Below are 13,620 nucleotides of genomic sequence, written 5' to 3'. Positions count from 1 at the left end.
CGATATATGTCTGTAAGCTATTGTAATTTAAGTGCTTGTTGGTTCTTTATGATTTTTTCAGCATAACTTGATGTGCCGGTCTTTGCCAAATCTATCGATTCTATCGATAGGGGCTATTTTTCCATACCTTTTGGTATTCAATAGAATGGCAAAGCTTTTGTAAATCAACTTCATAGGAACTAAACATGATTACTAAACTGTACGTAAAAACAAGCCTGTTTTTGTCACAATTTAAAAACGACGAGCGCGGTGTAACTGCAATCGAATACGGTCTAATTGCTGTTGCAATGGCTGTATTAGTAACTACAGCAGTAGGCTCAGACGGTTTCATCGGCAAGCTAGAAGGTGCATTCGCTCAAGTTGCGACTGCTATCGATACTGCGAGCAAATAAGCCAAGTAATTACCTTACTGGTTTATGTAGATAATATCGCTAGATATTTGTGCCAGACCTCTGTTTTCATTGGTCTGGCTCAGTTAATTTAGAATATCTAATAAATGTTATTTGAAGCTAATCTCGATAAATTCAGGCAAGAGTCTTAATTTTGAGTCATGAATTGTATTTATTAGTATTGGCAATCGCGTGTTTGTATGTATCTATTACCGATTTTCTTCATCGTAAAATACAAAATAACGCTTTGCTTTTACTCCTCTTGTTGCAGAGTTTTCTTTCACCATTAGATCTTCAGATTACAACCTTTTTGCTGGTGCTAGGGATAGGGTTAATACTTTATGCTCTGATTTGGATTGGAGCTGGTGATATTAAATATGCCGCAGTGTTGTCACTGACAATCCCTCTCAATGACTTACCATGGGCCTATATTATGACGGCGTTTGCTGGTGGTTTTTTAGCGATTATTTATTTAATTACTAGAAAATTAATAAGCAACACGTCGAGTAGCCAAGAAGGCATTCCGTATGGGATAGCAATTAGTGTTGGATTTTATTTAATAATTTTAACTCAAAATACGCCACATATTTAAACCTCCAAGAATGGGCACATTATGAGATCTCGACTGGTTTTACTTGTTGCTATTGTTGCCTTGATCGTAGGCGCGCTTGGCGTTGTCGACTTGTTCAAGAGTCAACCTCAACCCGAAGCTGTCGCTGAAGTGGTCGATAACAAAGATGAACAGCATGTTGCTGTATGGATGACCACCGAAGCTTATGAAAAAGGACATGCGATTAGTGCACAAGGAGTTATCAAACAACAGCTCCCACTTAGTGAAGCACTAACGCTTGGCGTCAGAGAAGACGCACAAATCAGTTTTTCACCATCCGTTTTATTAAACCGAAGCCTAAATCCAGGCGATGTTGTGTTACCAGAGTACCAAGTTTCTCCCGGTCAACCAGGGTATATCGATCTACTGGTAACGGAAGGCATGACCTTGTATCCACTGAAAGTGAGTGATCAGAACTTAATCAAAGATTACATTCGTCCTGGCTCATATATCGACATTCTTACCGTGAGCTCTCCAAACGCTAATCTTGCTGAAAATATGGATAAGCCGAAGCGCTTTCGAGGTGTAAAAGCGTCCATGTTCTTAAAACATGTCAAAGTACTCAATATTGGTGATGGCGAGGGTGAAAATAGCAACATTACCGCTCGAACACCAAATAAAGAAGACGGTATGACGACGGTGGTTATCGAAGTGAAGCCAGATGAGTTGGCAAAACTAGCGTTGGCTCAACGAACTATGCATATCGAAATTTATCGAAGCCAAACCTATACGCAGCCGGAATACGCGGAAGTACGCAATGTTATCGACAATTATACCGGAATCGAAGAGTTACGCGGTAACGTTAATGATCCTAGAGAGGCTTTGTAATGATGATACACCATCGAATTAAGCAAGTACTGTGCGTCTCCTTTACCTCTCTTTTGATTGGCTTGCTTTCTATAACAAACACTTTTGCTGCTGACCGATCTATCACACTTAATGACGGTCAGCACATTCAATTAAAGATGCCGATTGGAAAGGTGTTTATCAGTAACCCTGATATCGCCGACTACAAAATCATTAATGACAATACGCTAGTGGTTTTTGCCAATGGCATTGGTCAGTCTCGCTTGATTGTCTATGGAACAGACGATGATGTGTTGCTTTCTGACCGCATCATCGTTGATTTGGATCTAAGCGAGGTTAGACGTCAACTCAAGTTCCATTTTCCTGATGCCAAAGTCAAGGTTCAATCGGTGGGCGAGCAAGTCGCAGTGAGTGGTGTTGTTGATTCTGAAGAAACTCGTGATGACATTTATCGCATGGTGGCAACCTTACTCGGACGAGAAAAAACCGAGAAGTGGGAGAAAGTCGAAAAGCTGGAGTTCAAATCTGACTATTCAGATTATGAAGAGCCAGAGAGCATGGTTTTCGCTCGCAATATGACTTGGAAAGGAATCATTGAACGCATTAAGGTTGCAACGACACAACAGGTAAACGTCAAAATCTCAGTCGCTCAAGTTAATGAATCTTTTAGTAAAACAGTTGGGGTCGACTGGAGTTCTATTGGTTCTAAAGCGGGTGAGTTCGTATTTGACCAATTTGATGCGGCAAACCTAAGTACCTTGATCACTGCATTGGGTGACGATCAGGTTGCAGAAGTCTTGGCTGAGCCAAACCTGACGGTACTTTCCGGTGAATCGGCGAGCTTCCTTGTCGGTGGCGAAGTGCCCGTTATTGTGTCGAACAACAACAACGTGAATATTTCGTTTAAAGAGTTTGGTATTAAGCTCGACCTTACAGCAAAAGTACTTAGTCAAGACAAAATCCGAATGCAGCTAGCTCCGGAAGTGAGCGAAGTAGAAAGCTACGTCGAAGCTGCAGGCATTAAAGTGCCACAGTTGTCATCACGACGTGCAATGACAACCGTTGAACTGGCAGACGGAGACAGCTTCATCCTTGGCGGGTTAATGAGCAGTGCTGATTTAGAGAAAATGCAAAAGATTCCTTTCATTGGAGACATTCCTGTACTTGGTGCTGCATTTCGTAAAGCAACGACAGAAAGAAAGCGAACTGAGTTGATCATCGTGGCAACAGTAAACCTCGTGGAACCAATCAAACCGAAAGATATTCAGCTGCCACACATCAAGAAAACCTCAACGTTAGCGCGTTGGTTGAATATTGATTCTGACGATAATTCTAACACGTCATCGGATGCGACGATTCGTCTGCTATCTGAAGGAGGGTTTATTCAATGAAGAAGCTAGTACTTATTGCTTTATTGACATCGTCACTCTTTGGTTGCGCAACAGAGCGATATTTTGGCGGAAATGGCGCTGAAGCCGTGGTGTATAAAGAGCATCATAGCTTTGAGTTTGCAGTAAAGAATCGTGCAGAAACAGAAAAGCAGATTAAGCAACTGATTCAAAAAATCGAATCGATGGATAAAGAAGCCACTTACGTGATCGATTACAAATCCGCGCGCAGTAAAACGATGTTAAAGAAGGCATTTGAGCAGTATCCGTCACACATTATTGCCCCGCAAAGAGTGGAATATCGTTATACGCCAGCTTTACCAAGTGATCTGAATATCCAAGTGACGTTAACGCGTTTGCAAACCCAGCAATGCTCGCCTGCACAGATTCAAGTTCAGTTAGGTGAACCAGACTGTTTTGTTGAATCGATGCGTCTTAAACAAGTGTCCTACAAGTCTAGATTAGTAGGAGAATAATAATGTTTGATTTAACTAAAGCATTAACAACGAAAGCAAAACCGGCACAGTCTTCGACGACAGGTGTTGCTGGATGTACGTTGTTTTATCAATCACAAGAGTGTTTAAACCTTGTTCAGGAAGTGTTTCGATTCGAAGGTTGGAATGACCCAGAATGTGTAAGAGCTAACGCAGGCTTAACCAAGCTGACGGAACAACATAGCAGTCATATTGTTATCCTTGAACTGAACGAATCGAACAACGTCGTTGAAGATGCTAAGTCTTTCGCTAGCAAACTACCAACACACAAAGGTGTCGTGGTCATTGGTAAAGAAGATGCAATTTCGACGCTTCGTTCCCTCAAAGACATGGGCTTTTACTACGTCTTTTGGCCGGTGAACAAACAAGAGTTCGCAGACTTCTTAAACCATGTTAGTAAGAACTTGAAGACGTTCTCTGGTGTTAGCCAGAAGCGTAAGGCGAAGCGTGTAGCAGTGGTGGGTTCAAAAGGTGGTGTTGGTGCATCATTCATTACTACTGAATTGAGTTCGTTACTATCCACTCAAGGTTCCGATACCATTTTGGTTGATCACCAATACGCAGATACCAACATCGATGTTTTATTGGGACTGAAAGATTTTAAACCGCGCGGTATCGATGAGTTTACTGCTCCCTTGCATGAAATGGATGAAGAGGGAGCACTTAGCTACCTGTTTAACGCACGAAAAAATCTGCGTCTGTTGGCTATCGATGGCGACATGAGTCAAAGCGATATTCTCAACTATAACCAGACGCTCTGTGATCTTTTAGCTCGAAACACGAACTTCATTATTGAAGACTTCTCGGGCGGTGTGGACTTCAAAGTTGAACCTCAACTCTTGGTAGAAAACTTTGATGTAGTTGTGCTGGTTTTGGATGCGTCGGTATCTTCTGTAAGAAGTGCCAAACGACTGTTTGAGAAAATTTCCAATTTACAGCTCACATTATCGTCCCGAACTCGTGTGATTACATTGGTGAATTATCACCGTCCGGAAAACGCGTATGTATTACAACGTCCTGACCTTACCAAATACTTAGGTGCGGATGTTGATCTCGAAGTGGGGTACTGCAAGTCGTTGTCGCACATCATTATTGATGGCAAACGAGGTCATAAGCACGATCGTCATATTAACCGTTCTATGGAACTACTGGTCAAGCTGATTAATGGTCAACCTGTTGATCAAAAAGGCATGGGATCTTGGTTGAAGAGGGTGCGTGCTAAATGAGTTCGAATAAAGACTTATACCTCGCGTTTCGCGGGCAAATATTTGAAGCACTAGATGCTGAAGCGGTTCAGAAAATGAGCCGCCGAGACTTAGAGGCTCAAATCCAAGCCGCAGTTGATCTTCTTGCAAACAGCTACCAACGTCCGATCACTTCGATGATGAAGTCAGGCTTGGTGAAAAGCTTAATTGATGAACTGTTTGGCTTAGGTCCATTGCAGCCTTTGGTTGAAGATCAGTCTATCTCTGACATCATGGTAAATGGACCTAACAACATCTTTTTTGAAAGACACGGTAAAGTCCAAAAGTCAGAGGTGTCTTTTGTCAACGAAGAGCAGTTGTTAGCGATTGCTAAACGCATTGCTTCGCGTGTTGGACGACGTGTTGATGAACTGTCTCCAACGGTTGATGCCAGACTTGAAGATGGCAGCCGTGTGAATATCGTTATCCCACCCATTGCGTTGGATGGGACCTCGATTTCAATACGTAAATTCAGAGAGCAGAACATTGGCTTTGAAGATTTGATTGGTTTTGGTTCTATGTCTCCTGACATGGCGAGAGTGCTGATGATTGCGTCTCGTTGTCGAATGAATGTGCTGATTTCTGGCGGTACGGGCTCAGGTAAGACGACGCTGCTTAACGCATTGTCTCAATACATCGCTGAAGATGAGCGTATTGTCACCATAGAGGATGCGGCGGAATTACGCTTGCAACAACCTAACTTGGTTCGATTGGAAACGCGAACTTCGAGCGTTGAGCAGACTGGGGCGGTGACGCAGCGTGATTTGGTGATTAACGCACTTCGTATGCGTCCAGACCGAATCATTCTTGGTGAGTGTCGTGGCTCTGAAGCGTTTGAAATGTTGCAGGCCATGAACACGGGACACGATGGTTCTATGTCTACACTGCACGCCAACACACCGAGAGATGCGATTGCGCGTGTGGAATCGATGGTCATGATGGCGAACTTAAACCAGCCGCTTGATGCGATTCGAAGAACCATCGTCAGCGCTGTGCAAATGATTGTCCAGGTTAACCGACTGCGCGATGGGTCTCGTAAGATCACCAGTATCTCTGAAATCGTCGGCTTGGAAGGCGATAGTGTGGTGATGGAAGAGATCTACCGTTTCCGTTATGACGATGCACATTTTGGAGAAACCGTTAAAGGTGACTTCGTAACCAGCGGCATCATGCAACGATCTGAGCTTGTAAAGAAAGCCCAATTCTTCGGGCTGTATGACGAGCTGATGGCATCGTTTAAGGGGATATAACATGCTTTGGCTCTCACTTATCCTCTTTGCGTTCGTACTGCTTTTGGTCAGAGACTCAAAGGTCAAAAAGGTCGATCAGTTTTTCAACATCGAAGAAGCTGAAGCGGAAAACTTCAATGCTATCAACGTAAAATCACTGGTACGAAAACAAAGTTGGCAAAAGTTCAAAGAGTCTATTTCTCCAACACTAAAAGTACTTGGACCACGTTCATCGCTGTATATCGCTTTGTATATCACGGCGAGTCTCATCGCCTCTTGGTACGTCGTGGTTAAGCTGTTGTTGATGACGAATACCGGGTTGATCGTAGGCTTGTCTTTGGTGTTTACCATTATGGGTTACCGCTACCTAGTGACAAGAAGGCGACGTGATTTTGAAAACACTTTCCCTGATGCGCTAAACATTCTGATGAGTGCGGTAACCGCAGGTGACAGCTTAATGCAAGCCATCAGTTATGTTGGCGAGGTGATGGATAACTCGATTGGGCGCGAGTTTAAACTGATGGGGGACCGACTTAAGTTGGGTGAGTCTCCGGAAGTGGTACTTCAACGTTCGTGTAAAAACTACCCTTACCCAGAGTTTCTGTTTTTCACTGTAACTCTTAGAGCAAATATTGCGCGAGGCGGTCAGCTGAAAGGCGTACTAGCAAGACTTATTCGAGTTTTGGTGGACGCAAGAACCCTAGAGAAAAAGAAGATGGCCATGACGTCTGAAGCGCGAATTTCTGCCAAGATTGTTGCGGCAATTCCGTTGATTTTCATGATCATTCTTAACTATGTAAACCCTGACAACGTCAATTTCGTCTTGTATGACCCTTCTGGTCGTATCGTGTTGTTTTATGTACTTGGCAGTGAGTTATTTGGCTTGTTCATTGTTTGGTTGTTAGTCAGAGGAGTACGCGCATGATGCTATTGATTGCCCTTATAGTACTGTTTGTTTCGTTGCTTTTCTTGATTTTCGATTCGCTTCGTACAGAACAACGACGCAAAAAAGTCGCCTTTTATATTGGCGGTGATGCTGTACGTGCGCCTTCCCGTGTTAACCGCTTTTTTGTTCGTTTCGGTAAAGAGCATCGACATGAGCTGGAACAAAAACTCATCGAGGCCGGCTATTACAACACAGAGTGGGCGAAGTTCTACTTCCCTGCCAAATTAGCGGTGCTCGTGGTTGTTACAGGATTGGTGTTGTTGTCGGATATGACAGCAAATAATCAGCTAATCATCATTATTTTTACGCTTATTGCTGTGATTGTCTTGCCGGATACTTTGCTTCAAATGCGACGCAAAATGTTGATCTTTAAGACATCATCTCAGTTACCGTACTTGCTGGACATGATGTCAGTTTGCGTGCAAACCGGTATGACGATTGAGGCGGCATTGGTTTATCTGGGCAAAGAGTTGGCTGAGTTTGACTCTGACCTTTGTTATCAAATTAAACGCACCTCAGATTCGGCAAAAATCCACGGGCTAGAAAAAGCGCTAAATGACCTAAGTGATCGTATTCCAACGCCGCCAATACGAAGCTTCGTGCTGACTATCATTCAAAACTTGCAATACGGTACATCAGTGGCTCAGGTGTTGAGCGATCTCGCTGAAGACATGCGAAAAGTGCAAATCCTGACCGTTGAGGAAAAGGTAGGCAAACTCTCCGCTAAGATGAGTGTCCCGCTGATCCTCTTCATCATGTTCCCGATCGTTATTCTGATTCTCGCACCGGGAATCATGCAAATGACATTAAATATTTAGGAGAGTAACCAGTGATTGGAAAACGCATTTCTCTCGTTTTGTTAGTGCTGGGCGTGTTGGCAGGTTGTCAATCGACACCTTCGCAGCAGAGTCAGCTACAAGATGACGTCGCGAGCATGGAAAAAGTGAAAAACTACGATGGTTTAATCTCTCACTACAAATCTCAGTTAGAGCAAGGTTCGCAAGATCCTGAAGTGAAAGAAAAGCTGGCATGGGCGTATTTCCATAAAGGGGATATCGAGTCGGCAAACTTTTATGTTCAGCATTTGCAAAAAGAGGGGATAGAGAGCCCTGACTTGTACCAGTTAGAAGGGCAAGTGTTTGATGCAAAAAATGACACTGATAGCGCGGTAGAGGCGTATTTATCTTCCATTAAAACGGGTAATGAATCGGGACAAATCCATGTATTACTGGGTGTGTCGTACGCCAAGTTAGGTAAATACGAAGATGCTTACCAAGAGCTGAACAATGCACGTTTGCGTGGTTATGATGATGTCGCGATCAAGAACAACATCGCGATGATTCATATGGCAAATGGTGAATACGAGCAAGCCATCGAAACACTGATGCCAGTACTAAAAGATAACCCGGAAAATAAAGTAGTGAAGGCGAACCTAGCGATTGCCCTTATGAAAGCGCAGCAGATGGATGCAGCGAAGAAACTACTCAAAGGTGATTTTTCGGATCAAGAGCTCCACAGTATCGCCGTCGAATTAACTCAATATAGGAGTTAATGATGAAATTGCTTTCTAAACAAAAAGGGGTAACGGCGATCGAGTTCGTAATGGGCGCGCTCGTTTTGTTCTTTGCCACTTTTGCCATCTTTGAGTCGAGTTACCAAATCTATGTTGTGAACATGACGGAATATTCTCTTCGAGAAACTATACGAAACACCAAGATTTACGAGGGCAAAGGCATAAATCAGCAGTACGAGGACAAGTTTAAATCTCTGATCGAAGCTGATGGTAACTTGTGGCATTTCTTAATCGATAGCTCGCGATTTTCTATCAAAGGTCGTTACTACAAAACCTATGATGACTTCATTGCGAATAGAGGATATTCGGATGAGGGCTTGAACTTCAACTACAACTTAGCGGAGATAACGGTCACTTATCGTTACTCTCCGATCATAAAACTTGCCGGTGCAGCAGATCGAGATATCTCAAGCACAATGGTACTGAACTTAGAGCATGAGGGGTGGAAAGATGACGCTCCGTAAACAAGGTGTATGTTCTCCAAAACGCCAAAAAGGCTCATTTATGGTTGAGCTTGTGTTCATTCTTACTGCGTTATGGGGTGTTTACCTTTTTGCCGCGGATTTGAGCTATCAGTTGCTTTTGCGAGCCAAGCTTGATCGTTCTAGCTTTGCGTTGGTGAATGTAATCAAAGAGCGTTCGCGTTACTTTGAGGGCGACGTGTTAGGTGGAAAAAATCTAGCGGTAACCAATGCCGATTTAGAAGACTTATCCAAAGTCGCGAGTCGAATGCTCGGCACTCCCCCAAACGATGTGGCTATCAAAATCGAGTCATTGACCAATAAAGTGAATGTGGCGGTATTTACCAGCAGTAAATACAACAGACTAAATTGCAAAACGGATTCAATACTCGCACACGCAGATTTGGCTCCGGTGGAAAAGGGCGTGGTGTATCCATTGTACCGCGTCAGCCTTTGTGAGGAGCAAAGCTCTTGGTTCAAACCGTTCTTTAATGGCGGTACCGGCACAACCGTGAAAGTTGGCTCTTCTTCAATAATGCCAGGGAGATAGTGAAATGAGAATGCAGCAATATCAGCATCGAAGTCTCCAACAACAAAAGGGCGTCGCTGCTGTATGGATGGGCTTGTTGCTCGTGCCTATTATGGGCGTCACTTTTTGGGCTGTTGAGGGCACCCGTTATGTGCAGGAGTCGAGCCGACTAAGGGATTCAGCGGAAGCTGCGGCAATGGCCGTAACGATTGAAGACCAACCGGGTGCAGCCCGTGCGCTGGCAACGAAGTATGTCGAAAACTATGTGAGAGACATCAAGTCAACCAACCTTTCTGCTCAACGTTTTTATCAAGCGGAAGACAAGGATACTGGTGCTCTTGAGTATATCCAATACACAGTGAACGCCAGAACAACGCATGACTCTTGGTTTGCAAGCAGCTTTATCCCATCGTTTGATAAGCAGCAGGAATTAGCTGGACGATCGCTGGCAAGAAAGTACCCTGCTTATCTTGGGGATAACAACATTGATATCGTTTTCGTCTCGGACTTTTCTGGCTCGATGAATGATAAGTGGGGCTCAAGTCGGAGCAAAAAAATTGACGATTTGAAAACCGCGATCGATCAGATATCAAACAAGATTCTTTGTAAAAAAATCCGTCAAGACTTCGTCGACGGAGAGTGGAAAGACGTTTGTGATGAGCCTGGAGAAGACACCACCGGGGACAAACTGCTTAACCGAGTTGGCTTTGTGCCGTTTAACGTTCGCACCAGAGAAATTGTGGCAGGCAATAGAGCCAATGCGACAAGCCAACTAAGTTACAAGAACGGGTACAAGGCTTATTTGTCACCTTATAGTTACAACGATGTCGATTGGAACTACTGGCGCACGTATTCGGCAAGCGAAGTGTACAATTGTGCTTATCGGCAGGCGTACTGCCAAAGTCCTCGGGCAGAAAATCACAATTATGCCAAACGTATTCGTGATGTTCTCGAAGCAGATCGCTACGCCGTAGCTGATGTCTACAACTATGTTGATTTACCGACTTCGGTATCGACCATGTTTACTGATAAATCAGGATTAAAGCCTAATTTCTATGGTGTGAGCGGCACCCGACTGTTTAATGCTCATGGTTCTTCATATTCATCGCAATTTTATAACATCCCATTGTCGAACAAACTTTCAGATTTGGACTCGATTAAGTCGATGTGGGCAGACGGTGGTACTGCAGCGTTTCAAGGCATATTAAGAGGATCTCAGGTTCTTCATGATGGAGACCCAAACAGTACCGATGAAGAAGAGCAGCAAGCTTACAACAAGAAAATCAAGATGTTGCTGATTTTGAGTGACGGGCAGGAAAGCCCTAACAACGGCATTCTGAAGGGGCTAGTAGACAACGGTATGTGTGATAAAGCCAGAGCAGAGATTCCGGGCTTATACATCGGTGTTATTGGTATCGATTTCCGTGCATCTCAACAAAGTGGTTTTCAAGACTGTGTTGTTAATCCAAGTGAAGACATCATTGATGTATCTAACTTAGATGAATTGATTGAAAAGATAGAAGAACTCATCCGCAAAGGCTCAAAAACAAGCGGAATAACTAAGTTGTACTAGAGGAAAATATGAAAAAGTTAGTCATTGGTGCATTCGCTATCTCGACGTTGCCGTTTAGCCTGATAGTTAAGGCAGAAGAGGGGATTAGCGTTTATTGCGACAATACCTTCAGCGAGTACCAACATAGTATCAAAGTGGATGACGTTGTCGGAATTGCTCAACATCGACAGGGCTTTTTGCAAATAGAGCAGAAGTCTAACAATGGTGAGCTCAAACAAGCATTGGCAGGTAAATCAAAGTTAGGGTTGGATCAAACAGGCTGTACGACATGGATTAGCAATCAAAATAACAATCATCAAGGTGATGGCTTGGTTGCGCGTCTGCATTTTGGTTTTGATAAATCCAACTTAACACCAATGGGCAGCAAAGCTCTGAATCAACTCGCAGGTTCGCTTAAAAATAGCGATAGTGCTATTGCGGTAGATGGTCATACCGACAGCAAGGGTTCTGAAGGCTATAACCAATCGTTAGGCTTGCAACGTGCGTTGACAACGTCTAACGGTTTGATTGCGCAAGGCGTGGATAAAAGCCGTATTGTCGTTCGTTCATTTGGTGAAACTCAGCCGATTGCGTCGAATTCAACCGCTGAGGGGCGAGCACAAAACAGACGCTCAGAAATATGGGCTTCTAAGAATGATCAGGCAAAACCAGATCAAATAAAACCAGACGAAGTAAAGCCAACGGAATAGGTTTTAATCGTATAGCGTTCACCTTGCCTAAAACGCAAGGTGAAGCATTAACAACAATGGTGTCGTGGTGGGTCAATTTGGAGTGGCAGTGGGTAAATCTAAAACAATAATAGCCATTATGGTGGGGGTAGCGTGGAGTGGTATGACCGCTGCCTCAGAGCTCATTAACTTTAACGAGCAAGATACATTAAATAGCATTAATACTGCTTACGACCAGCAGTACAGTGCGCTGAGAATTGATGAAAACATCTCGCACTACAATAAATTGAATGCTGAAATAGAGTCCACCAAGATCAAATTGGCGACCAATGTCGAGATGATCAAATCTGACTCTAATCGCTTGAAAGACAAGTTGGTTGATGGTGTATATGACGAATCCTTAATTCTGACTTTGCGCAATATGTCTGCCAAAGTGAATTCAATGAAAAAGGAAATTGAAACCGCAGGGAAGTTGTTGGTCGAAACTAAGCAGCAATTGTCACAAGACCAACAAGAGGCAAGTCAAATCGAGCGAGTGAAGAACGACGCACTCCTTGCTCTGTACGAAAAGATAAAAGCGCGTCATTTGAATGAATCAAAACGTGTGATAAACGATACTTATTCTGGTCAATTGCAGTGTAACGTTGCGGAAAGTTTATCAACGTGCGTAAACCGAAATCTCCCTTCTATCAAGAACGCTTTTGTATTAAGCAAAGGTGGTTTATCTCGAATCAAACTCACGAGCTTTAAAGTCGTGGATGCAAACCAAAAATTAAACGGCGACCTTTCTTTCACTGCGGACGCAAGCTACAAGCACAATTACAGTGCGAATACAGAGGTTGAACTGAGACAAGCACTTGATCTTGATAACGTGCGCTTTGTGTTCCGTTCAAACTCACCACAAACGGTTTTCTACATCAATGACCAGGAAGTCGGCTCTGGCGAGCGAGTGGATGTAACGGGCAACTATGTGGGTATTTATAGTGTGCGAGCCGTGAACAATCATAAAACCCAGTCGCTAAAGCTAAATCTTAAAAATGGTGGCGACTACTTCTTCCCGTTTGCGAGCAAAGCCAGTGCTCCGAAGGCGGTTCCTACACGTTTAGCGGTAGAAGACAAGACTGATGCGAACAGTGAAAAGGCTCAACCTAAAGATACAGTAAGATTCTCTGAGAGTTTGTTACCACCTAAAGTCGTCGCTGAGCTGGAGTCTGCAGAAGAGCCCGATCTTCAGCGTTACACCAATAAGGTACTGTACAAAGATGAAGCCTTTACTTATCTATTGCCAAGATTCAGAGGTAACAAAAAGTCTCATGACATCTTCTTAAGTCAGGCTGACGCACAGAAATATTGTGAGCGTCTATCGTCTCGTTTGCCAAACAAAGCCGCTTATGAATACTTGCGCCTCTACACCTATCTATCTCCGGGAGATTACTGGACGAAAGATGGCAAAGTGTATTCATCGGAGAAGCATGAAGAATTGGATCAAGCATTTGATACAAATAAGTTCATTTGTATGGTGAACATGAACTAAGACATCGTTCCCCCTTTAAATCTTATTAGTATACCCAAGTGACTTCAAGATGCAGGATTCAGAGCGTTGTCATTGATTCGAGAGCAAGGAAAACAACGCGGTGTAATAGCTAGCTCTTTCCAAGTTGTTTGACGCAGCAATCGGGTCAATGACACGCTCCCAAAGGGCGAGCTGC

At 43.6% G+C, this 13,620-nt stretch carries 15 protein-coding genes; all 15 read left to right on the top strand.

Annotated features, from left to right (window positions below; genetic code table 11):
* Positions 1–185 precede the first annotated feature (185 nt).
* The 15 genes from OH459_RS26985 (at position 186) to OH459_RS26915 (ending at position 13,445) form a co-directional block, all read left to right on the top strand.
* Complete coding sequence (locus tag OH459_RS26985; protein ID WP_005452340.1) at positions 186–392, top strand: Flp family type IVb pilin; 207 nt, start codon at positions 186–188, stop codon at positions 390–392.
* 151 nt (positions 393–543) lie between these two features.
* On the top strand, positions 544–981 hold the full coding sequence (locus tag OH459_RS26980) for an A24 family peptidase (RefSeq protein WP_005452337.1): 438 nt from the start codon (positions 544–546) through the stop codon (positions 979–981).
* A 21-nt stretch (positions 982–1,002) separates the two neighbouring features.
* Entirely contained in the window at positions 1,003–1,827 is an 825-nt protein-coding gene (cpaB, locus tag OH459_RS26975) for a Flp pilus assembly protein CpaB (RefSeq protein ID WP_009697301.1), read from the top strand.
* Entirely contained in the window at positions 1,827–3,197 is a 1,371-nt protein-coding gene (locus tag OH459_RS26970; RefSeq protein WP_029788546.1) for a type II and III secretion system protein family protein, read from the top strand. Before cpaB ends, OH459_RS26970 begins: the two co-directional genes overlap by 1 nt.
* Entirely contained in the window at positions 3,194–3,670 is a 477-nt protein-coding gene (locus tag OH459_RS26965; protein WP_050921093.1) for a hypothetical protein, read from the top strand. The genes OH459_RS26970 and OH459_RS26965 overlap by 4 nt, the downstream gene beginning before the upstream one ends.
* Before the next feature lie 2 nt (positions 3,671–3,672).
* Positions 3,673–4,914 (top strand): AAA family ATPase, encoded by a 1,242-nt coding sequence (locus OH459_RS26960; protein ID WP_009697303.1) that lies wholly within the window; start codon positions 3,673–3,675, stop codon positions 4,912–4,914.
* Positions 4,911–6,182: a CpaF family protein gene (locus tag OH459_RS26955; protein WP_005452328.1), complete on the top strand. Its 1,272-nt coding sequence runs from the start codon at positions 4,911–4,913 to the stop codon at positions 6,180–6,182. The genes OH459_RS26960 and OH459_RS26955 overlap by 4 nt, the downstream gene beginning before the upstream one ends.
* A gap of 1 nt (position 6,183) precedes the next feature.
* The gene (locus OH459_RS26950; RefSeq protein ID WP_005452326.1) at positions 6,184–7,086 is read left to right on the top strand and encodes a type II secretion system F family protein; all 903 of its coding nucleotides are present in this window, start codon (positions 6,184–6,186) and stop codon (positions 7,084–7,086) included.
* Complete coding sequence (locus OH459_RS26945) at positions 7,083–7,925, top strand: type II secretion system F family protein (RefSeq protein WP_050938986.1); 843 nt, start codon at positions 7,083–7,085, stop codon at positions 7,923–7,925. The genes OH459_RS26950 and OH459_RS26945 overlap by 4 nt, the downstream gene beginning before the upstream one ends.
* Positions 7,926–7,936: 11 nt before the next feature.
* Entirely contained in the window at positions 7,937–8,659 is a 723-nt protein-coding gene (locus OH459_RS26940) for a tetratricopeptide repeat protein (protein WP_050937542.1), read from the top strand.
* Between the two features lie 2 nt (positions 8,660–8,661).
* Positions 8,662–9,144 carry a TadE/TadG family type IV pilus assembly protein gene (locus tag OH459_RS26935; RefSeq protein ID WP_009697305.1) on the top strand — a complete coding sequence of 161 codons (483 nt, stop codon included), beginning with the start codon at positions 8,662–8,664 and terminating at the stop codon, positions 9,142–9,144.
* Positions 9,131–9,691 (top strand): tight adherence pilus pseudopilin TadF, encoded by a 561-nt coding sequence (gene tadF, locus OH459_RS26930; RefSeq protein ID WP_009700149.1) that lies wholly within the window; start codon positions 9,131–9,133, stop codon positions 9,689–9,691. Before OH459_RS26935 ends, tadF begins: the two co-directional genes overlap by 14 nt.
* 4 nt (positions 9,692–9,695) lie before the next feature.
* Positions 9,696–11,243: a TadE/TadG family type IV pilus assembly protein gene (locus OH459_RS26925; RefSeq protein WP_269989587.1), complete on the top strand. Its 1,548-nt coding sequence runs from the start codon at positions 9,696–9,698 to the stop codon at positions 11,241–11,243.
* Between the two features lie 8 nt (positions 11,244–11,251).
* Positions 11,252–11,932, top strand: coding sequence for an OmpA family protein (locus tag OH459_RS26920; RefSeq protein ID WP_005452313.1), 681 nt, complete (start codon positions 11,252–11,254; stop codon positions 11,930–11,932).
* Positions 11,933–12,050: 118 nt separating this feature from the next.
* Positions 12,051–13,445: a hypothetical protein gene (locus OH459_RS26915; protein WP_202987171.1), complete on the top strand. Its 1,395-nt coding sequence runs from the start codon at positions 12,051–12,053 to the stop codon at positions 13,443–13,445.
* The last annotated feature ends 175 nt before the right edge of the window (positions 13,446–13,620 follow it).

The sequence above is a fragment of the Vibrio sp. MM46 genome, from assembly GCF_027587135.1.
Taxonomy (GTDB): domain Bacteria; phylum Pseudomonadota; class Gammaproteobacteria; order Enterobacterales; family Vibrionaceae; genus Vibrio; species Vibrio harveyi.
Note: the sequence above shows the minus strand (reverse complement) of the source record. Positions and strands in the feature narration are given on the sequence as shown.

Bases quoted from the DNA above. Each gene is read 5' to 3' on its own strand.
- OH459_RS26985 (WP_005452340.1), top strand. From the start codon at position 186: ATGATTACTAAACTGTACGTAAAAACAAGCCTGTTTTTGTCACAATTT.
- cpaB (WP_009697301.1), top strand. From the start codon at position 1,003: ATGAGATCTCGACTGGTTTTACTTGTTGCTATTGTTGCCTTGATCGTA.
- OH459_RS26970 (WP_029788546.1), top strand. From the start codon at position 1,827: ATGATGATACACCATCGAATTAAGCAAGTACTGTGCGTCTCCTTTACC.
- OH459_RS26965 (WP_050921093.1), top strand. From the start codon at position 3,194: ATGAAGAAGCTAGTACTTATTGCTTTATTGACATCGTCACTCTTTGGT.
- OH459_RS26960 (WP_009697303.1), top strand. From the start codon at position 3,673: ATGTTTGATTTAACTAAAGCATTAACAACGAAAGCAAAACCGGCACAG.
- OH459_RS26955 (WP_005452328.1), top strand. From the start codon at position 4,911: ATGAGTTCGAATAAAGACTTATACCTCGCGTTTCGCGGGCAAATATTT.
- OH459_RS26950 (WP_005452326.1), top strand. From the start codon at position 6,184: ATGCTTTGGCTCTCACTTATCCTCTTTGCGTTCGTACTGCTTTTGGTC.
- OH459_RS26945 (WP_050938986.1), top strand. From the start codon at position 7,083: ATGATGCTATTGATTGCCCTTATAGTACTGTTTGTTTCGTTGCTTTTC.
- OH459_RS26935 (WP_009697305.1), top strand. From the start codon at position 8,662: ATGAAATTGCTTTCTAAACAAAAAGGGGTAACGGCGATCGAGTTCGTA.
- tadF (WP_009700149.1), top strand. From the start codon at position 9,131: ATGACGCTCCGTAAACAAGGTGTATGTTCTCCAAAACGCCAAAAAGGC.
- OH459_RS26925 (WP_269989587.1), top strand. From the start codon at position 9,696: ATGAGAATGCAGCAATATCAGCATCGAAGTCTCCAACAACAAAAGGGC.
- OH459_RS26920 (WP_005452313.1), top strand. From the start codon at position 11,252: ATGAAAAAGTTAGTCATTGGTGCATTCGCTATCTCGACGTTGCCGTTT.
- OH459_RS26915 (WP_202987171.1), top strand. From the start codon at position 12,051: ATGGTGGGGGTAGCGTGGAGTGGTATGACCGCTGCCTCAGAGCTCATT.